The sequence below is a fragment of the Rhizobium sp. A22-96 genome, from assembly GCF_053521805.1.
The window spans coordinates 1,047,177-1,065,923 of record NZ_JBNWDQ010000001.1; the positions used below are offsets into that span (position 1 = coordinate 1,047,177).

At 60.3% G+C, this 18,747-nt stretch carries 18 protein-coding genes; 4 read left to right on the top strand and 14 right to left on the bottom strand.

Features of this window, described 5'->3' with window-relative positions; all coding sequences use genetic code 11:
- Positions 1-123 precede the first annotated feature (123 nt).
- The 3 genes from ACQZ6F_RS04705 to ACQZ6F_RS04715 form a co-directional block, all read right to left on the bottom strand.
- Positions 124-3,519 carry an acyl-[ACP]--phospholipid O-acyltransferase gene (locus tag ACQZ6F_RS04705; protein WP_449092855.1) on the bottom strand — a complete coding sequence of 1,132 codons (3,396 nt, stop codon included), beginning with the start codon at positions 3,517-3,519 and terminating at the stop codon, positions 124-126.
- A 90-nt stretch (positions 3,520-3,609) separates the two neighbouring features.
- Positions 3,610-3,891 carry a YiaA/YiaB family inner membrane protein gene (locus ACQZ6F_RS04710; RefSeq protein ID WP_034506376.1) on the bottom strand — a complete coding sequence of 94 codons (282 nt, stop codon included), beginning with the start codon at positions 3,889-3,891 and terminating at the stop codon, positions 3,610-3,612.
- 37 nt (positions 3,892-3,928) lie between these two features.
- On the bottom strand, positions 3,929-4,618 hold the full coding sequence (locus ACQZ6F_RS04715; RefSeq protein ID WP_449092856.1) for a PspA/IM30 family protein: 690 nt from the start codon (positions 4,616-4,618) through the stop codon (positions 3,929-3,931).
- A 111-nt stretch (positions 4,619-4,729) separates the two neighbouring features.
- On the opposite strand from ACQZ6F_RS04715, the gene ACQZ6F_RS04720 reads away from it, so the two are divergent.
- Positions 4,730-5,338, top strand: coding sequence for a TetR/AcrR family transcriptional regulator (locus ACQZ6F_RS04720; protein ID WP_174073848.1), 609 nt, complete (start codon positions 4,730-4,732; stop codon positions 5,336-5,338).
- A 144-nt stretch (positions 5,339-5,482) separates the two neighbouring features.
- On the opposite strand, the gene ACQZ6F_RS04725 is transcribed toward ACQZ6F_RS04720, so the two are convergent.
- Positions 5,483-6,370: an alpha/beta fold hydrolase gene (locus ACQZ6F_RS04725; protein WP_449092857.1), complete on the bottom strand. Its 888-nt coding sequence runs from the start codon at positions 6,368-6,370 to the stop codon at positions 5,483-5,485.
- 148 nt (positions 6,371-6,518) lie between these two features.
- Here ACQZ6F_RS04725 and ACQZ6F_RS04730 point away from each other — a divergent pair, with 148 nt between their 5' ends.
- Positions 6,519-6,890: a winged helix-turn-helix transcriptional regulator gene (locus tag ACQZ6F_RS04730; protein ID WP_449092858.1), complete on the top strand. Its 372-nt coding sequence runs from the start codon at positions 6,519-6,521 to the stop codon at positions 6,888-6,890.
- Between the two features lie 125 nt (positions 6,891-7,015).
- On the opposite strand, the gene ACQZ6F_RS04735 is transcribed toward ACQZ6F_RS04730, so the two are convergent.
- The 8 genes from ACQZ6F_RS04735 to ACQZ6F_RS04770 all read right to left on the bottom strand — a co-directional run bounded on the left by ACQZ6F_RS04735 (position 7,016) and on the right by ACQZ6F_RS04770 (position 14,077).
- Positions 7,016-7,765 (bottom strand): polysaccharide deacetylase family protein, encoded by a 750-nt coding sequence (locus ACQZ6F_RS04735; RefSeq protein ID WP_449092859.1) that lies wholly within the window; start codon positions 7,763-7,765, stop codon positions 7,016-7,018.
- A gap of 339 nt (positions 7,766-8,104) precedes the next feature.
- Positions 8,105-8,365 carry a cell division topological specificity factor MinE gene (gene minE / locus ACQZ6F_RS04740; RefSeq protein ID WP_068395276.1) on the bottom strand — a complete coding sequence of 87 codons (261 nt, stop codon included), beginning with the start codon at positions 8,363-8,365 and terminating at the stop codon, positions 8,105-8,107.
- Entirely contained in the window at positions 8,362-9,177 is an 816-nt protein-coding gene (gene minD / locus ACQZ6F_RS04745; protein ID WP_068395278.1) for a septum site-determining protein MinD, read from the bottom strand. Before minD ends, minE begins: the two co-directional genes overlap by 4 nt.
- A 29-nt stretch (positions 9,178-9,206) precedes the next feature.
- Entirely contained in the window at positions 9,207-9,938 is a 732-nt protein-coding gene (gene minC, locus ACQZ6F_RS04750) for a septum site-determining protein MinC (RefSeq protein WP_267549190.1), read from the bottom strand.
- Between the two features lie 314 nt (positions 9,939-10,252).
- Positions 10,253-10,669 (bottom strand): organic hydroperoxide resistance protein, encoded by a 417-nt coding sequence (locus tag ACQZ6F_RS04755; protein WP_267549191.1) that lies wholly within the window; start codon positions 10,667-10,669, stop codon positions 10,253-10,255.
- A 174-nt stretch (positions 10,670-10,843) separates the two neighbouring features.
- Entirely contained in the window at positions 10,844-12,178 is a 1,335-nt protein-coding gene (locus ACQZ6F_RS04760; RefSeq protein ID WP_449092860.1) for a sensor histidine kinase, read from the bottom strand.
- On the bottom strand, positions 12,175-12,915 hold the full coding sequence (locus tag ACQZ6F_RS04765; RefSeq protein ID WP_047554526.1) for a response regulator: 741 nt from the start codon (positions 12,913-12,915) through the stop codon (positions 12,175-12,177). Before ACQZ6F_RS04765 ends, ACQZ6F_RS04760 begins: the two co-directional genes overlap by 4 nt.
- A 112-nt stretch (positions 12,916-13,027) precedes the next feature.
- Positions 13,028-14,077: an alpha/beta fold hydrolase gene (locus ACQZ6F_RS04770; RefSeq protein ID WP_449092861.1), complete on the bottom strand. Its 1,050-nt coding sequence runs from the start codon at positions 14,075-14,077 to the stop codon at positions 13,028-13,030.
- Between the two features lie 357 nt (positions 14,078-14,434).
- Here ACQZ6F_RS04770 and ACQZ6F_RS04775 point away from each other — a divergent pair, with 357 nt between their 5' ends.
- Complete coding sequence (locus tag ACQZ6F_RS04775) at positions 14,435-16,210, top strand: cytochrome c biogenesis protein DipZ (protein ID WP_449092862.1); 1,776 nt, start codon at positions 14,435-14,437, stop codon at positions 16,208-16,210.
- Between the two features lie 47 nt (positions 16,211-16,257).
- Positions 16,258-17,016 carry an alpha/beta fold hydrolase gene (locus ACQZ6F_RS04780; RefSeq protein WP_449092863.1) on the top strand — a complete coding sequence of 253 codons (759 nt, stop codon included), beginning with the start codon at positions 16,258-16,260 and terminating at the stop codon, positions 17,014-17,016.
- Between the two features lie 43 nt (positions 17,017-17,059).
- Here the strand turns inward: ACQZ6F_RS04780 and ACQZ6F_RS04785 are convergent, their stop codons facing one another.
- Both ACQZ6F_RS04785 and ACQZ6F_RS04790 read right to left on the bottom strand, forming a co-directional pair.
- On the bottom strand, positions 17,060-17,677 hold the full coding sequence (locus ACQZ6F_RS04785; protein ID WP_449092864.1) for an O-methyltransferase: 618 nt from the start codon (positions 17,675-17,677) through the stop codon (positions 17,060-17,062).
- A gap of 103 nt (positions 17,678-17,780) precedes the next feature.
- On the bottom strand, positions 17,781-18,695 hold the full coding sequence (locus ACQZ6F_RS04790) for a LysR family transcriptional regulator (protein ID WP_449092865.1): 915 nt from the start codon (positions 18,693-18,695) through the stop codon (positions 17,781-17,783).
- Positions 18,696-18,747 lie beyond the last annotated feature (52 nt).

Consider the following 18,747-nt stretch of genomic DNA (forward strand, 5'->3'; position numbering starts at 1 on the left):
AGGATAAACCGCCTAAAACTGGCGCGCCGCAGGTGGACTCGGCATTAATACATGCTTGGATTCCACATTTCAGTTAGGGGCTGTGGATTGATCCACCGCCCCCTTTTGTTCAGTCATGAAGCCTCAGGCCGCTTGCGACTCTGTGACACCCTCCAGCGCCATGGCTCGCGCCGTGACGAAATCGATCTTGCCGGAGCCGAGGACAGGCACCTTGCCGACTGTGACTTCGGCCGGGACCATCATTTCGGTTGCACCCTTCGCCTTGGCAAAGGCCAGGAAGTCGCTTCGGGTGGCATTCGGCTGATCGGTGAGCAGAACGATGCGTTCGCCCTTTTTGGCATCGGGTATGGAGGAGACCACGCTGAGCGCGCCGGGCCAGAGCTGGGCGGCGAGCGTCTCGATAGCGGCAAGCGAGATCATTTCACCGCCGATCTTGGCGAAGCGCTTGGCACGGCCGCGGATCTTCACGAAACCGTCCTCATCGATGGTGACGATATCGCCGGTATCGTGCCAGCCGTCCGGCAGCGGCTCGAGAACGCCGGGATTGTCGGCGCGCAGGTAGCCGGCCATCACATTGGCGCCACGGATCAGAAGACGGCCGCCCTCATCAATGCCGGCAACCGGCTCGAGCTTCCATTCCATGCCCGGCATGATCTTGCCGACCGTTCCCGAGAGGTTGTACATCGGCGTATTCAAAGAGATCACAGGAGCTGCCTCGGTGACGCCATAGCCTTCGAGGATGCGCAGGCCGAACTTCTCCATATAGACCTCGCGGGTCGAGGCCTTCACCGGTTCGGCACCGGAGAAGATATAGCGGATCGATCTCAGATCATACGGGTGAGCGCTGCGGGCATAGCCGTTCAGGAACGTATCCGTGCCGAAAACGATGGTCGCGTTCGAGACGTAGATCAGCTCCGGCACGATGCGATAGTGCAGCGGCGACGGATAGAGGAAGATCGGCACGCCCGAGACCAGTGGCAGGATCGTGCCGGCGGTCAGGCCGAAGGAGTGGAACATCGGCAGGATGTTGAACACCTTGTCGCCCGGATGGAAATCGATGCGCGAGGCGGCCTGGGCGGCGTTCGACAGGATGTTGCGGTGCGTGAGCACCACGCCCTTCGGCGCACCTTCCGAACCAGAGGTGAAGAGGATCACCGCCGTATCGTCGGCCTTGCGCTTGACCAGCGGTCGATATTTGCGGAGGAGGCCGAAGATCTTGTCGAACAGGGTAATCTGCGTACGCAGCTCATCCAGCCAGACGAACTTGACCTGCTTTTCAAGCTCTTCGACAACGGGGCCAAGCTTGGCCTGCGTGACGAAGGCGCGCGAGCACAAGACATGTTTGACCTCGGCGGTCTTGCAGGCGGACAGGATATTCGCAGCGCCGGCCGTGAAATTCAGCATGGCCGGCACCTTGCCCGCAGACATGACGCCGAGGACGGTCGCAGCCGTGCCGTTGGCGTTCGGCAGCATGACACCGAGGGTCTTGTCAGCCGGGAACATCCTCTTGAATTTCGCGCCCAGCACCGCCGCACCGGTGAGTAGCTTGGCATAGGAGAGCTTGCCGGAAAGCGGATCTTCCACGGCGAGCTTCTTGCCGCCGTATTCGTGGGCGCTTTCGATGACACGCCCAAGCACGGTGTTGTCGGTATCTGCCGTGCGGAACATCAGCGACGACATGATCTGATAGAGTGCTGCACCAGCTGCGATGCGCCGCTTGCGGCCCTTCAGCTCAGGAGAAACATCCAGCTTCACCGGCTCAAGGATTGTTACCTTGACCTTGGGGAAGAGACGGCGGCGGACATGGCTCGACGTCAGGTACGAGGCGTAGCTCTTTTCCAGCCCGTCGATACGAACAGGCACGATCATGGCGCCGGTCTTGTCGGCAACCATGGCAGCGCCGTCATAGACCTTCATCAGCGTGCCGGTGACCGTCAGGCGTCCCTCGGGGAAGATGCCCACAGGGCTGCCGTCCTGAATGACCTTGATCAACGAACGCGTCGCCATCGGCTTCGTCGGATCGAGCGGCAGGAACTTGCAGCGCTTCAGCAGGGGACGCACCCACCACTTCTTGGCAAAGGCATAGTCGATGGCAAAGACCGGCTCTTCCTCGGTTATGGCCAGCGCCAGAGCGCCGTCGAGCAGGCTGACGTGATTAAGCGCAATGATCGGCGCCGGGCCGGCCTTGCGGATGTTTTCCAGGCCCTCGACTTCCAGCCGCATGAAGGCGCGGAAAATGATGGAGATGAGATCGCGAAAGGCGTTGGTCGGCAACGTCTCCAGCATCAACCAGGCAACTGCGACATTCAGCACGGAGATGCTCAGAATGATGACCGGGATCGACAGGCCGATGGCCTGCAGCACCGCCACCAGCGCCAGACCGACTGCGATGAAGAGAGCCGACAGCACGTTTGCCGCGCCGATGACGCGGGCACGCCGGTCTTCGTTTGCCCAGCTCTGCATGGCGGCAAAGGTCGGGACGGCGAGGAAGGCGCCGCCGATGGCCATGCCGGCGAGATCGATCGCGACGCGGATGGTCTTCGGTCCCTCGAAGAAGGCGAGAATGGATTCGGCATGCGAGATCGACTGTAGGCCCCAGAGGTTCCAGGCCAGATCCAGACCAAATAGCGCGACGATCAACATGCCGATCGGGGCTGGCAGAAGCACGATGCGGCCGGCGGCCATCCAGCCTGCGATGGCCGAGCCGATGGCGACGGAGATCGCGAAGATCGCCAGATAGGCGGGCACGACGATTTCCGAACCGCCGAGAATGTCGGTGACCATGATCGGCAGCATCGACATGATGAAGGCGCCGACGAACCAGAACCAGCAGTTCATCAGCGACGCACGCCAGATGCGGCTGTCGGCGCGGAGTTCGTTGACCAGCCGATAGCTGGAACGAACGACATTCTTATCGACGACAAGATCGGGAGCCTTGGAGCCGGTCGAGGGGATCATGCGGGCGGAGAACCAGCAAAGGATGGAAAGCCCCATCATCATCGGCCCGAAGATCCAGACATTCTCGCCCTCGCGGAAAGCGACGGCGGCGATCATCGTGCCTGTCAGAATGGCGATGAAGGTGCCACCCTCGATCCAGGCATTCGCCTTGGGAAGATCCCTGCTTTCAAGATGGTCCGGCAGGATGCCGTATTTGATCGGCCCGAACAACGAGGAGATGACGCCGAAGCCGAAAAGGGCGAGCATCAAGATCCAGATGGACGAGAAGCCGATACCGACGACCGAGATGGCTGCGACTATGAGCTCGCAGCGCTTCAGAAGCTCGGCCATCTTCGCCTTGTCGTATTTGTCGGCAAGCTCGCCGGCAATCGCCGAAAGCAGCAGGAACGGCACGATGAAGATGCCGCCCGCCAGCGTCACCAGCGCGGCGCCCTGAGCGGCCATCTGCGCGAGAATGACGAAAATCAAAGTCTGCTTGAGAAAATTATCGTTAAAAGCGGTGAGGAACTGCGTCCAGAACAGCGGCGCGAATTTCCTCGATCTCATCAAATGGGTTTGCATGACGTTCCCCTCGTTCCGTGAACAAGACGCCACAGAGTGGTTACGCAAAGGTTGAGCGCGAACACAACTCTGTAGCGTCGTTAATAAAGGTTAGTCCTGACCGTCACGATTGAACTTAACGAGCAGCTTCTCGGTGCGGGCATCCTCGACCTTGCGGATCAGCTTGTCGGCCTCGGAGTTGTCGCGAACCGTCTTGGTCACGTTGACCGTCGTCTGTACCAGCATCAGGATACCCATGGCGAGATATCCTTTACCCCATAGGTCGATCGGCATCATGTAGAGACCGACGAAGAGCATAAAGGCGGCGGCGGCGAAGGAGACGTAGGAAAAGCTGACCCAAGCCTGGGAATGTTTCTGGAAGCTGTCGTTCATGATCGTACCCTCTCTCATATGTTCGGTGTGTTCGGTTTCAGGCTGCTGAATTCATGCGGCTGCGCAGGCGGGCAAGCACGTCGTCGGCCGATGGGCCAAGCGGTGCGCCGAAGCCGGCATTGGCAAGCTTTTCGATGATGACCGTCTGCCGGCTCGCCGCGTCCATTTCCTTCATGGCCGATGCTGCGATCTGGCAACGATCCTGATAGGCGCGAAGGCGAGCCAGCGTTTCCTCTGCATCGTCCAGGGTCGCCAGGCCTGAATTATCTTCGCAGGCAGCGCTCAGCTTCTGTGTCTGTGCGGTGGCGCGCGCCAGCCGCTCGCCACGCTGCAATTCCTGCAGGCGTGCTTCGGATGCGCGAACGGTTGCCTTGAGCTTGTCGATCGTCTGGGTGAATTGCGCCTGCGCCTTCTCCGAGGCATCGCGCTCGGCTTCGAGCTGGGCGATCGTTTCGGCCGCCTGCCGGGCAAGCTCTTCACTGCCCTTCTGAAGCGCGGCAACGGCCCGGGTTTCCAGATCGGCGATGCGCCCGGCAATCGCCGCATGCTGGCTCTTTTCCTGCTCGTTCTGCGCGACTGCGATTGCCACTGCCCGCCGTGCCGACTGAATGGCGCTCGCCGCATCGCGGATCTGCTGCGCAAGCAGCGGCACGGCGTTGCGATCGATAAACGCCTGCTCCGCATCATGAGCCCGGCCGCGGATGAGCGTCAGAATTACATTGAACATTTGTCGTCTCCCGTTTATGAACGTTGTTCACGAAGAGAGATATGCCAGAACCATGAACGTTGTTCAAGATAAATTTTGAACAACGTTCAAAAAAGTGAATTGGAATGATCGATGGCGAAAAACACGCAGGAAAAGCGCGAGGATCTAAAGCTGCGGCTGATCGAGGCGGCGCGCAATCGCATCGCCGCCGACGGCCTGGCAAACCTGCGTGCGCGGGATGTCACGCAGGATGTCGGCTGTGCGCTTGGCGGCCTCTATACCGTCTTTGCCGACCTCGACGAATTGATCATCCACGTCAATTCGGCGACTTTGAAAACACTGGAAGCCTCCCTGGCGCTGGCCGAGGTCAAGAATCGCACGCCGACCGACCGGCTGCGTAACCTTGCACGCGGTTATCTGCTGTTTGCTGTCACCCATCGCAATCTATGGAAGGCGCTTTTCGATCATCGCCCGCCGAATGACCGCCCGAGCCCCGAATGGCATCTGGAGGAGCATATGTTCCTGATGGGCGTCATTGCCGAGCCACTGGCCGAGCTGCAACCGAACATGTCGGAGACGGCACGCGCGATCCGCGCGAGAACGCTGTTCGGCGCCGTGCATGGCGTTGTCAGCATCAGCATTGAGGGGCGGTTTGTCGGCCTGCCGATCGAAAGCCTGGAACAGGAGCTCGACGATTTCATCCTGACGGTCGCGGCAGGAGCCGCGGCAAGACAGGGCTAGTGCCTGTTGGAAAGGAAACAAGCCCCGTCATAAGGTGCCGCTCAGGCTGCCGTTTCAACGAACGGTTTCCTGACTGCCTCGATGTCGTCGTCGGCCCCTTGTATCAGCTTGGAACGTCAATGTGGGAGCACTTGCCCCCGTCGCTCATAGCGACGCTACCCAGGACACGATCGCCGAGTTCACATCGTCCTTGCGGTCCTGCATGATCCAGTGCCCGGCGTTCGTCCAGACGTCGACCTTGGACTTCCCGTTCGAGAACCATGTGCGCATCCGTGCGGCCTGGCCCTCGTCACGGCAGAGATGATAGAAGGGAACTGTGATCGTCTTGCAGAAGGTTTCGCTATTGCTGCCAAGACCGACCTGGTCAGATCCGAAGAATAGCGGTCCGAAGGATTCTCGAACAGGATGCTCCGGCATCCCCTGAAGTCGTCTTGCATGCCAGCGCTTGAGTGCCGGATCGGTTGAGGGATCGTAGACGCTTTCGAACAGGGCCGGACCAACCACGCCAGGATTCTGGGTCTTGAGACCATCGACGGCTTTCTTGAAGACCGGCCCAACGCTGTCCGCAAAGCCGAGAGAACCATCGACGGACACGACCGCGTCGACAAGATCCGGCCGCTTTGCCGCAAAGCGCGCAGCGACCTGCCCACCCATGGAATGCCCTATCAGTATAAATTTCTCACCCTGGAATTTTCTTTCAATCAGGGCTTCGATGTCCCGAACATAGTCGCCAGGCATGTAGCTGCCGGATGGCATGATCTCGGACCGGCCATGGCCGCGCAGATCGACGGCAACCACCCGGTAGCGGCTTTCGAGGGCGGGCAATTGCCAACTCCAGTCGTGGGAATCACATGTCCAGCCATGCAGCAGCATTACGCTCCGGCCCTTTCCGGAGACCGTGTAGAAAAGCTTGGCGGCGCGCGGCGGCGCAGCGAGGACAGGATTGGGGCCTGCGGCGGCGGCGGCCGCCACCGTCATTCCAAGGATGGTCATCAGACCGCGCCGCGATAAGTCGAAATTACTCTCTGCCACCGATAGTCTCCTTTGAAATCTCTGGCATGTCCGCCAGCTTCCCGCTCGGCGGCCCGGCATTGATTGCTCGGTGACTTCTAGATATACGTTGTAAATCTACGATCAATTACGCACCTTAAAGTGCGTAGATATACCGGAGGATATCCAGATGCCCGGAAAGGTGGACAACGTCTTCTTCGCGGACTGTGCGGCGCGCTCGTTCTTCGATCAGGTCGCGAACAAATGGTCCGTCATGATACTGACCGTCCTTGAGGAAAAGCCCACCCGCTTCAATGAGTTCATGCGTAGGCTCGAAGGAATTACTCACAAGGCGCTGACCCAGGCATTGCGACGGCTTGAAAGAAATGGGCTGATCTCGCGCAGAGTGCTGGCGACGTCACCGGTCGCGGTGGAGTATTCGATCACCGATCTTGGCCGGACGCTTCAGGCCCCGTTCGGCGCGGTCTATGAATGGGCGATCAACCATCTGCAGCACATCGAAGAGGCACAGGAAAGCTATGACGCTCGCGCGAATATGTAAGGCAAGCATATTCGAAAACGACGACCGCTTCTGTGCTGAGCCTTCGCCGTATCACGCAAACATGTGCAGCGGTTTCGCGCTATGTGCCAGGGATCACAGACCCAAAGTTGAAGATGCAAGAGTGTTCACGGGTTCGAGGGTGCATAGTTCTTGATATCGCCGAAGGCATAGCCGCGCTCCTTCAGCTTGCGAATGAGAGATTGCAAGTTGTCACGGCCGTTGAACTGATCCTGGAACATCTGATCATGCATGAGCAGGATCATCTTTCCGCGCTGGGTGAAACGGCCGTACTGGAAGAGGTGGTCGATTTCGTTGACCAGGCGGTCCACCGATTGGACCGGCTTGCCATCGTCGCTATGCACCCATTCGAAGTCCCAGCCATAGAGATAGAAGCCGGCCTCGGCGACGAGTTCGTAATCCAGCCACTCGCGCTCCCATTGGGCAACGTTGATCGACAGATCCTCCCTCGACACAGTCGGAAGACGAAAGACGTCCCTGCCCGGCAGGCGTGCGTTCACCATCGGCGTGAGGCCAAGCACCTGGTTGGCATGCAGCATATCGGCAACGACGGACTGGGTATTGGAATAAAACCGCCTGTAACGATTGTTGGCATGGCTGTAGCTGTGATTGCCAACCGTCACCAGCGGCATCGACTTGGCTTGCGCCAGCAGCTCGCGACCGGCGGGGATGGTCTCGACATGCAGGCCGACCATGAACATGGCGGCCGGAACATTCTCCTGGCTCAACACCGAAAGAACGTTTTGCGTTCCCGGCAGAGGACCGTCATCGAATGTCAGATAGATCGTCTTATCCGCAGCCGAGGCACCGAAAGCGCTTGCCGCAACTGCAACGCCCGCAAGGAGCCATCCAAACAACGCTCTCCTGAGACAATTCAACCCGCCCAAGCCTGCCGCCCCCCGCATGATCAAAGCAAACTGGCACATCGCTTCGGACAAGAAAAGCGCTTCGATGCCACCGACAAACGCAAAGGGCGCTCGACCCATTTCTGGGGAGCGCCCTTGCTTTGACCCGGACAGCGAACGCCAGCTCGACACGGAAATGTCAGCACGGCAGGCCATCGTTACAGGTGATGGCGTGCAAATAATAGCGAATCGCACTCTTTGCAAGAGCAAAGATCAAAGAAACACAAAGGATCCCTCAGAAAAGAGAATCCTTTGCTCTTGTCTCGATGTAGCGGCGGTATCAGGCGCCTATCAAGCGGCCTGAAGTGCTGCGTCTCTGGGAATCTCGACGTCGATCTCCAGCATGGAGACATTCTCGTCGCGATCCATCTTCACCTGCACCTTGTCGCGATCGACCTGTACGTGCTTGGCGATGACGGCCAGGATTTCCTCGCGCAGGATGGATACGAGATCCGAATCGACCGAGGCACGCTCATGGGCGAGGAGAATCTGCAGGCGCTCACGCGCCATGGGTGCAGATTGCTGCTTGCGGAACAGTCCAAAGATATTCATGCGGCCCTCCTTGCGAAGATCTTGCCGAAGATGCCCCGCTTTTCGCCGGGGATGGTGATCGGCAGCTGCTCGCCGGCAAGGCGGCGTGCGGCTTCGAAATAGGCGAGAGCAGGTGCACTGCGAACATCCGCGAGGGTGACCGGCGAGCCGATATTGGAAGCGCGAAGCACGTCCATGCTTTCCGGAATGATCCCGAGCAGAGGAATGGAGAGGATCTCCAGCACGTCGTCGACCTTCAGCATGTCGCCGCGTTCGGCGCGAGCGGCATCGTAGCGGGTCAGCAGCAGGTGTTTCTCCATGCGCTCGCCGCGCTCGGCCTTCAGCGTCTTGGAATCCAGCAGGCCGATGATGCGATCGGAATCGCGCACCGAGGAGACCTCAGGATTGGTGACGACGACGGCGACGTCGGCATGACGCATCGCGAGCGTTGCGCCGCGCTCGATGCCCGCCGGGCTGTCGCAGATGACCCAGTCGAAATAGTTCTTGAGCTCGTTGATGACACGCTCGACACCTTCGGGCGTCAGATTGTCCTTGTCACGCGTCTGCGAAGCCGGCAGCAGGAAGAGCGTCTCCAGCCGCTTGTCGCGGATCAGCGCCTGCGGCAGCTTGGCATCGCCATGAATGACGTTGACCAGATCGTAGACCACACGACGTTCCGCGCCCATGACCAGATCGAGATTGCGCAGCCCGACGTCGAAATCGACGACGACGACCTTCTCGTTTCTCTGTGCCAGAGCCGCCCCCAATGCGGCAGTCGACGTCGTCTTGCCAACTCCGCCCTTGCCTGATGTGACGACGATTACCTTGCCCATCTCGCTCTCCTGTTTTGGCCGGCTTCGGCTCAGATTAGTTTTTCTGCCATGATCGTCTCGCCATCCAGCCAGAGCTGGACGGATTGTCCGCGAAGGCCGGGACTGACGTCTTCCGCCATCTTGTAGATGCCATCGATCGCCAGCAGCTCCGCCTCGAGCTTGCGGCAAAAGATCCGCGCCGAGGCATTCCCGATGGATCCGGCCATGGCCCTGCCCCGCAGTGCGCCATAGATATGAATGGACCCGCCTGCGATGACTTCCGCACCGGACGCCACCGACCCGATGACGGTGACGTCACCCTCGGGAAAGATCACCGACTGGCCGGAGCGCACCGGCTCGCGGATGATCAGCGACTGGGTGACCGGGCGAACCTCGACCGGCGCCGGCTTGACTTCGCTATTGCGCCGTTCGACGACCGGTTCGGCTTCGTTCACCTCGAAATCGGCAGCGGGGCGTCCGCCCTTCAGAATCGGCGGCATTCCAGGCCCGGCAAGCGACGGACGGCCGCCCTCGATACCCATGATGCTGACATTGCGAGCCGAAAGCTCCGATATCAGTTCCTTGAGCTGCGCCTTGTCGATCTGCAGATCGGTGATGTCGAGCACCACCGGCCGCCCGAGAAAGAAACCGGCCGAACGGGCCGCCAGGTCGTCGAGCCTGACCAGCCACTGTTCCAGCGGCAGGTCGGGCGAAAGCATGACCGCAAGAAAGGAGCGGCCCTTGATACGGATCGAGCGAGCGTCTGTTAGCACTTTGGTCATCTATGTGAATAAATCGTTGACCTTGTGTACCTTTGGCATGGTTAACAGATGGTTAACGCACCGCGTGATTTAGCCCCGATCCGCCCCACAAAACGGCAATGCTCGCAAGCGCCGAAGGCTCCTTGGAACCGGGGTCGTAAACGCATGGAGCAGCGAAAATCGCAGCTCCTGCAAGGAGAAGAATGATAGGTCTCATGGGATCCTCCAGGCATAAGGCACAGGCGGCCTTGCTCGATATTAGATGCAATAAAAATTAACGATTCCGCGCGCCACGCCTTCCGGTACGGCGCGCAATATCGATGCCTGAGCGATTCTCAGGCGAGCTTCAGCTCGACATTAATGTTGCCGCGGGTCGCCTTCGAATAGGGGCAGGTCTGGTGCGCTTCTTCGATGAGCGTTCTTGCAAGATCCGATTCGATGCCGGGCATGCTGACCGTCAGGCGCGCCTGCAGGAAATAGGCGCCTTCGGTGGTTCCGAGATCCACCTCGGCGTCGACCGAAAGATCGGCCGGCAGCTTGATCTTGCGCTTGCCTGCGGCAAGGCCCATCGCACCGATGAAGCAGGCCGACCAGCCGGCTGCGAAAAGCTGTTCGGGGTTGGTGCCGGCATGGGCGCTGCCGGGAGGCGAAAGCTTGACATCCAGCTGGCTGTCATCGCTGCGGGCAGAGCCGTCGCGGCCGCCGATGGTGTGGGTTCTGGCGGTGTAGAGAACCTTGTCGATCTTGGTCATGGAACACTCCTTTGTTGGGTCGCCCGCTTTGCTGTGTCGTCTGGGGCGACGTCCGTTGACGGAGTGGTTTTGATGGATCGACGTATCCGGCATGTTTCGCAAAACGCGGGATTTGTTACGAAGCGTATGCGCTCACAGGCCGGATACAATTGCTTACAAAGACGCTGAAAATCTTCAGGCGGACGATGCGGCAATGACGACTTCGGCCGCCAGGCCGCCGCCATCGCGATTGTAGAGCCTGACGGAGCCGCCGAGTGTCTGCGCCAGTTGCTGAGCGATCGCAAGGCCAAGCCCCGTGCCGCCGGTATTGCGGTTGCGCGATTGCTCCAGCCGGAAGAAAGGCTGCATGGCCGCCTCGATCTGGTCCTGCGGAATGCCCGGCCCTCGATCGAGAACCGTTATAACGACGTCGCCCGTATCCCTGCGTTCCAAGGCAATTTCCGCCGCGCCTGCGAATTTCAGGGCATTGTCGATGAAGTTGGTGAGGATGCGGCGCAGCGCATGCGGCTTGGTCGCAACCGTCCCATGGATAAGGCCGAGAATCTCGACCGATTTGCCCGTGTCCTGATAGTCGTAGCTGATGCTCTCGATGAAGGAGGCAAGATCGATGCGGGAGCTCTTCTCGCCATTGCCGTGGGCACTACGTGCATAGGCGATCCCATCCTGCACCAGCCGCTCGATCTCGCCGAGATCCTGCAGCAGCTTGGTCTTTTCGGGCGATTCGTCGGCGATATCTGCGCGCAGGCGCATCCGCGTGATCGGCGTCTGCAGGTCATGGGAAATCGCCGCAAGAATCTGGACGCGCTCCTCGAGATAGTGCGCAATCCGATCCCGCATCGCATTGAAGGCCTTGGCGGCATGAGCGACCTCGCTCGGCCCCTCATCGTTCAAAGCCTGCCCCTTCTTGTTGGGATCGAGCGCATCGGCGGCCGCGGCAAGCTCGGCAAGCGGGCGTATCACCAGACGAACGGCAAACCACGTACACAGCACGATGACTAGCATCTGCACCGCGAAGACATAAGGCAGCCAGGAAGCGATCGGCATGATGCCCTTCGGCGTGACGTCGATCGTCAATGGGCTGCCGTCGCTCAAATTCAGATGCGCCTGCAGACGCGAGATTGGGCCAGGTATCGATTCCATTTGTATGGGAAAGCGATGTCCGACGGCATCTTCTATCTTGGCAGCAATTTCTGCGCCATGGCCCGAAGTATCAGGCACACCCGGCAACCCCGGCCCCAACTCGAAGCTATAATTGCCGCGACCGAGCCAATCGACGAAGCCGGCTCTCTCGTCGGCCGGCAGACGGTCGAGCACCGCGATAGACGTCGCGACGTCGCTCTCCAGCGTGCCGAGCATCACGGCCTTTGCCGACATGTAGCGTTCGATGTAGAGCACGCTGAAGGAAAGCCCGTAGGCGATCGCAAGCCCGACCAGCAGGATGATCGATATGCGCGAGCGCAGGGTGCTGGGCCACGACAGCCCGCGATGCAGCAGGGTCGCCGTGCTCATGGACGCAGCTCCGCAATTTCTACCGGAACGGAGAAGACATATCCTTCGCTGCGAACCGTCTTGATATAGGTCGGCTCGCGGGCGTCGTCGCCCAGACGCTGGCGGAGACGGCTAACGAGCAGGTCGATGGAGCGATCGAACAGATCGGCATCGCGGCCCTGAGTGAGGTTCAGCAGCTGATCGCGATTGAGCACCCGCTGCGGGTGATCGATGAAAACGCGCAGCAGGCGGTATTCGGCACCGCTCAAGGCAATTTCCGTTCCGTCGCGATCGAGAAGGTGACGTCCCACAGTATCGAGTCGCCAGTCGCCGAAGACGAGTAACTGCCCGGCCTCACTGATCTGCAGGTTGGGCGGCAGCATCCGCGTTCGTCTCAGCACCGCCTTGATGCGCGCCAGAAGCTCGCGGGCGGCGAATGGCTTGGGCAGATAATCGTCGGCACCCATTTCGAGGCCGAGAATCCGGTCCATCTCGTCGCTGCGCGCCGTCAGCATCAAAACGGGCGTCGCCTTGTGCTTTCCGGAGCGAAGCTCGCGACAAAGCACAAGGCCGTCATCACCCGGCATCATGACGTCGAGGACGATCAGATCGACCGAATTGGCCTCGAGAAAACTGCGCATCTGGCGACCGTCTGCGGCCGTCGTCGTCCTCAGGCCGTTCTTCGTCAGATAGCTCGACACCAGCTCGCGGATTTCCCGATCGTCATCGACAATCAGGATGTGGTCGATATGCTCCATTTGACTTCCCATTCATCATCGTAAGCATCAGGCTACGAATATTCATCCAGTGTCGCGTCGGCAGCAGAGGGCGCCGGCATGAGCCGGCGCTTCCTCGCACACTACCGTCGAACTAGAAACGATCAACATCTATCACGGCCTGCGCAAACGCCTGCGGTGCTTCCTGAGGAAGGTTATGGCCGATCCCGCCGCTGATGGTGCGATGTTCGTACTTGCCGGAAAACTTGCCGCGGTAAGCTGATGGTTCCGGATGCGGAGCGCCATTCGCATCGCCTTCCATGGTGATGGTCGGGATCGAGATCACTGGCCCTGCTGCCAACGTCTTCTCGTAGGCATCGTACTTCGCCTCGCCTTCGACAATCCCAAGGCGCCAGCGGTAATTGTGGATAACGACGTCGACATGATCCGGATTGTCGAAGGCCGCAGCCGACCGATCGTAGGTCGCATCGTCAAAAGCCCATTGCGGCGAGGCGGTGTGCCAGATCAGCTTTGCGAAATCATGCCGGTTTTCCTGATAGCCGAGGCGGCCGCGCTCGGTGGCGAAATAGAACTGGTACCACCAGGCAAGCTCTGCCTTCGGCGGCAGGGGCTTGCGGTTGACCTCCTGGCTACCGATCAGATAGCCGCTGACCGACACCAGCGCCTTGCAACGTTCGGGCCAAAGGGCCGCCATGATGTCGGCGGTGCGAGCGCCCCAATCGTAACCGGCAATAACGGCCTTTTCGATCTTCAAGGCATCGAGAAGCGCGATCATGTCGACAGCCAGAGCGGCCTGCTGTCCGTTGCGCGGTGTATCGGCCGAAAGGAAGCGGGTGGTGCCATAGCCACGCAGATAGGGGACGATGACGCGATAGCCGGCGTCGGCGAGCAGCGGCGCCACGTCGACGAAGCTATAGATGTCGTAGGGCCAACCATGCAGCAGCAACACGGCCGGACCATTCGCCGGGCCGGCCTCGGCATAGCCGATATTGAGCACGCCCGCATCGATCTGCTTCAGAGCCGCGAAAGATGTATGTGTGCCGGCCTTGACCGCGGGAACGGCAACGGAAGGCTTCGACTGCTGTGCACCGGCGATGGCCGGCAAGCCGAATTCGGCGGCGGCAACGGCGATTGCGGCAATGCCGAAAAAGCGGCGGCGATTGTGGTTGATTTCCTCGGACATCTGTCTCTCCTGTGGAATGGATGTTGACGGCAAGAAAGCCAGCCGCATGTATCGCCGGTGTGTCGCAGGCGGCCGAGTTTTGAATGCCCATGTAGCTTCAGGCGGCGCAGATACAGTCTGATACAATCCGCTTCCTTCACCGGATAGTTTCGGCAAATTACTGGCCTCACTGCAGAATCACTCCGGCACCGCTGAGTTTGTATCGCACTGTATCGAAGCCGAAGACACAGACGTTTCGGTACATTCTCCACTTCAACCGGACACACTCGAGATACGTCGCCAACGGCAGATGGCGTCACTGCTGAGCACGGCACGTCGCCGTCCGCAGCCGGTCAATCCGTTCGAAAGGAAAAGACGATGACGCTTCTCATTATTGCCTATCTCGGCGGTGCGCTGACGATCCTCAGTCCGTGCATCCTGCCCATTCTACCCTTCGTCTTCGCTCGTGCCGGGCAGCCTTTCGTCAAGAGCACCCTGCCCATGCTTGCGGGCATGGCACTGACCTTTGCTTTGGTCGCGACGCTTGCTGCCATCGGCGGCGGCTGGGCCGTTCGCGCCAATGAATATGGTCGCCTCGTCGCGATCGTGCTGCTCGCCCTCTTCGGCCTCAGCCTGCTATCGCCGCGCGTGTCGAGCCTGCTTTCCCGGCCGGTCGTCGACCTCGGCAACAATCTCCTGAACGCCGCAGGCAAGGGCCGCGCGACATCGAGTGTTCGGAGCTCCTTCGTGCTTGGGATTGCCACCGGGCTGCTCTGGGCACCCTGCGCCGGGCCGATCCTCGGGCTCGTGCTCACCGGTGCTGCCCTGAAGGGCGCCAACCTGCAGACCACATTCCTTCTGCTCGCCTATGGCGCCGGTGCCGCGACCTCGCTCGCCGTCGCCCTCTTCGCCGGCGGCAAGATCTTTGCCCGGATGAAGCAATCGCTCGGGATCAGCGAGCGCATCCGCCAATTCGCCGGCGTTGCCGTTCTGGCAGGGGTTGCAGCCATCGCCCTCGGTCTCGACACCGGCCTTCTCGCTCGGCTGTCCTACGCAAGCACCGGCTCGTTCGAGCAGGCCCTGCTGGAGAAGCTGCATACGAAGCCCTCCGATGCGGCCGCCACCGAAGTCGCCAGCAACAGTGCAATGGTCGCCGTCAGCGATGCGACCCGACCATTCCACAGCGACCTTCCGGTGGAAGGACAGGCTCCTTCACTCGACGGCGCCGTTAGCTGGCTGAACTCGCCGCCGCTCACCACTGCGCAGCTTCGCGGCAAGGTCGTGCTCGTGGACTTCTGGACCTATTCCTGCATCAACTGCATCCGCACCATCCCCTATGTTCGCGCCTGGGCGGAAAAGTATAAGGATCAGGGCCTCGTCGTGATCGGCGTCCATGCCCCCGAATTCGCTTTCGAGAAGAATGTCGACAACGTCAAGAAGGCGATTGCAGACTTCAAGATCGACTACCCGGTCGCCATCGACAACGACTATCGCATCTGGCGCGCCTTCGAGAACAACTACTGGCCTGCCCATTACCTGATCGATGCCAAGGGGCAGATCCGCTACGAACATTTCGGCGAAGGCAACTATCCCCAGACCGAGCGTGCGATCCAGGATCTTCTGCGCGAAGCAGGCAGCGACATGGCGCAGAGCGCGCCTGTCGTGCCGGATGCAAAGGGCGCAGAGGCAAGTCCCGATCTTGGCCATATCCGCTCCGGCGAAACCTATGTCGGCTACAAGCAGGCGACAGGTTTTGTCTCTCCCGAAAGCCTGAAGGCCGATACCGCCGCCGACTATTCGATTGCCAATCCCGGCCTCAACCAATGGGGATTGGCAGGCACATGGACAGTCGGCGCCGAACAGGCATCGCTCGGCAAAGCAGGCGGCGGCATTAGCTATCGCTTCAGCGCCCGCGACCTGCATCTCGTCCTCGGGCCGGCAGCGGACGGCAAACCCATCCGCTTCCAGGTGACCGTCGATGGAAAGGCGCCGGGTGCCGACCACGGCGCCGACACCGATGCCGCCGGAAACGGAACGGTGACTGCAACCAAGCTCTACCAGCTCGTTCGCCAGTCCGGCGACGTGACGGCACGCAACTTCGAAATCCGTTTCCTCGATCCCGGGGTCCAGGCCTACGCCTTCACCTTCGGATGAACCCTCCCCAACCCCGACATCAACCTTTACCGACAGGAGTCCTACCCATGAACAAGCGCTTTCTTTCCGCCGTCGCACTTGGCCTTGCCGCAAGCACATTGGCCTTTGCAGCCCAGGCTGCCGAGATCAAGAACATCGTCATCGTCCACGGCGCGCTGGCCGATGGATCCGGCTGGCGCAAGACCACCGAAATCCTCGAAAAGCACGGCTTCAAGGTCTCGATCGTACAGGAGCCCATCACCTCGCTTGCCGACGACGTTGCAGCAACGAACCGTGTGCTCGACCTGCAGAGCGGCCCCAGCCTGCTGGTGGGACACAGCTATGGCGGCATGGTCATCACCGAGGCGGGCAACCGGCCCGATGTCGCTGGTCTCGTCTATGTCGCCGCGTTTCAGCCCGACAAGGGAGAGAGCCTGATCAGCCTCGCCAGCTCCAAGCCGGCGGGCAGCATGAATATCCGCGAGACGAAGGACGGCCAGTATCTTTATCTCGACCCCGCAACCTTTGCAGCGGATTTCGCCGCGGACCTGCCGAAGGACGAGGCCGATTTCCTGGCAAAATCGCAGGTCTTCGCCTCCAAGGCAGCCTTCACGGCCAAGATCAGCGATCCGGCCTGGCGGGTAAAAAAGAGCTGGTCGATCGTGGCAACGCAGGATCGCTCCATCAATCCCGAACTTGAGCGGGATATGGCAAAGCGGGCGGGCAGCGACATGACGGAGATCAAGTCGAGCCATGCCGTCTTCGCGTCACAGCCGGAAAAGGTCGCCGCCGTTATCGAAAAGGCGGCCAACGACGCCGGTAAGTAAAACCAAATCGGCGGCGGCCTTCGTCTGAGGCCGCCGTCTGTTCCTATACAAGGTCGTATCGGCTGACTTCGATCCCGGAGCCGACAGGCAGGAGGACGGACGTTATGCCTGGCTTGGCGCGAACGGCCTCGCCATAGCGTTTCACGTCCTCATTGCCGGGCATGAACATATTGTCGGCGACGATGATCGCGCCGGGATTGAGCTTGGGATAGAAGGCTTCCAGGCACGGAATGTAGAGATCTTTCCACAGGTCGACGAGGATGAAGTCGACGCCCGAAGGCAATGCCTTGATCATCTCGACCGCATCGCCGATCTGGAAATCGATATGCTCCGAAAGCCCGGCCTTCCCGGCCATTTCCCTGGCAAACTCAGTCTTGTAAGCGTGCAGCTCCATGGAAATGAGCTTTCCGCCGCTTGCACGCGCGGCTTCGGCCAGCCAGATACCGGAATAGCCAAAGGATGTCCCAAGCTCGAGAATGGTGGGCGCCTTCAGGCTCTTTGCCAGAATATTGATGAAACGGCCCGTCTCCGGTCCGACCGCGCGCAACCGGCGATCCTGACCGCCATCGCGGCCACCAGGCGGCATGTCCCTGGGCTTGCTGTGTTCCTCGCGAATAAGCTCGTGATAGGTTTCGAGAACGGCTTCGATCTTCTGGTCCATAACAGGCTCACCTTCAAAACAATCATCATGATGATGTCAGATGCGATATGGCTACATCTCGATATGCCGCCGCTCAAGCTCTATCGGGGTTCATGTCGGAAACTTAATCTTTCGCCTGGGCTGCGCGAGCGGCATTCTGCTCGCGGATGAGATCGATCAAGGCGCGAAGCCTCGCCGGCATCTGGCGGCGCTGGGCGAAATAGAGGCTGAGTCCCGGATAGGGCGGGCTCCAATCCTCCAATACGGAGATCAGATTGCCTGCCGCGATATGATCGGCGATGGACGCTTCGCTGATATAGGCAAGACCCGCCCCTTCGAGCGCCGCAGTCAACAGCAGGTCGGATGCGTCGAGAGTAAGGCTCCCTGGCGCATCGATCAGCAGGGCCTCGCCACGCCGTTCGAACTCCCAGCGATAGAACCGGCCGCTTGCCATTCGAGCGCGAATGCATCGATGCTGCAGAAGATCACCGGGAACAAGTGGACGCGGCCTATCGCTGAAGTAGCCTGTCGAGCCGACGACGAGCGAACGGACCGTAGGAACGATAGGGATGGCAACCATATCTGTGGGAACAGCATCAGCGAGGCGAATGCCCGCATCAAAACCCTTGCCGATGACATCGACCAAAGCATTGTCGGTGACAATCTCGACGTCCACATTCGGATAGCGCCGCCCATATTCGAGGATAAGAGGAACCAGCAGCATGCGCGCGGCGCCGGGCGCCATGTTGAGCCGGAGTGTGCCGTATACGGTTGCGGAAGAGATGCCGGCATTCTCGATGGCTGTGTCGATCGCCGCAAGCGCTGGCGCAATATCCGCAACGAAACGCTCGCCGGCATCCGACAACGTCACGCTCCGCGTCGTCCTGTTGAAGATCCGCACGGACAGGCGCTCCTCCAGCGTCGCGACAGCATGGCTGAGCGCCGATGAAGACATGCCGAGTTCGCGGGCGGCGGCGCGAAAGCCGCCATGCCGTGCGACGGCTGCAATCGCCTCAAGCTCAGCAAGGCTTGCCTTCATTGCGCGATTCTCCTTATCAGCCTGTTCGTCTTTGTCCTTCTAGACCGAACAA

Bases quoted from the DNA above. Each gene is read 5' to 3' on its own strand.
- ACQZ6F_RS04705 (WP_449092855.1), bottom strand. From the start codon at position 3,519: ATGCAAACCCATTTGATGAGATCGAGGAAATTCGCGCCGCTGTTCTGG.
- ACQZ6F_RS04710 (WP_034506376.1), bottom strand. From the start codon at position 3,891: ATGAACGACAGCTTCCAGAAACATTCCCAGGCTTGGGTCAGCTTTTCC.
- ACQZ6F_RS04715 (WP_449092856.1), bottom strand. From the start codon at position 4,618: ATGTTCAATGTAATTCTGACGCTCATCCGCGGCCGGGCTCATGATGCG.
- ACQZ6F_RS04720 (WP_174073848.1), top strand. From the start codon at position 4,730: ATGGCGAAAAACACGCAGGAAAAGCGCGAGGATCTAAAGCTGCGGCTG.
- ACQZ6F_RS04730 (WP_449092858.1), top strand. From the start codon at position 6,519: ATGCCCGGAAAGGTGGACAACGTCTTCTTCGCGGACTGTGCGGCGCGC.
- minE (WP_068395276.1), bottom strand. From the start codon at position 8,365: ATGAATATCTTTGGACTGTTCCGCAAGCAGCAATCTGCACCCATGGCG.
- minD (WP_068395278.1), bottom strand. From the start codon at position 9,177: ATGGGCAAGGTAATCGTCGTCACATCAGGCAAGGGCGGAGTTGGCAAG.
- minC (WP_267549190.1), bottom strand. From the start codon at position 9,938: ATGACCAAAGTGCTAACAGACGCTCGCTCGATCCGTATCAAGGGCCGC.
- ACQZ6F_RS04755 (WP_267549191.1), bottom strand. From the start codon at position 10,669: ATGACCAAGATCGACAAGGTTCTCTACACCGCCAGAACCCACACCATC.
- ACQZ6F_RS04760 (WP_449092860.1), bottom strand. From the start codon at position 12,178: ATGAGCACGGCGACCCTGCTGCATCGCGGGCTGTCGTGGCCCAGCACC.
- ACQZ6F_RS04765 (WP_047554526.1), bottom strand. From the start codon at position 12,915: ATGGAGCATATCGACCACATCCTGATTGTCGATGACGATCGGGAAATC.
- ACQZ6F_RS04770 (WP_449092861.1), bottom strand. From the start codon at position 14,077: ATGTCCGAGGAAATCAACCACAATCGCCGCCGCTTTTTCGGCATTGCC.
- ACQZ6F_RS04775 (WP_449092862.1), top strand. From the start codon at position 14,435: ATGACGCTTCTCATTATTGCCTATCTCGGCGGTGCGCTGACGATCCTC.
- ACQZ6F_RS04780 (WP_449092863.1), top strand. From the start codon at position 16,258: ATGAACAAGCGCTTTCTTTCCGCCGTCGCACTTGGCCTTGCCGCAAGC.
- ACQZ6F_RS04785 (WP_449092864.1), bottom strand. From the start codon at position 17,677: ATGGACCAGAAGATCGAAGCCGTTCTCGAAACCTATCACGAGCTTATT.
- ACQZ6F_RS04790 (WP_449092865.1), bottom strand. From the start codon at position 18,695: ATGAAGGCAAGCCTTGCTGAGCTTGAGGCGATTGCAGCCGTCGCACGG.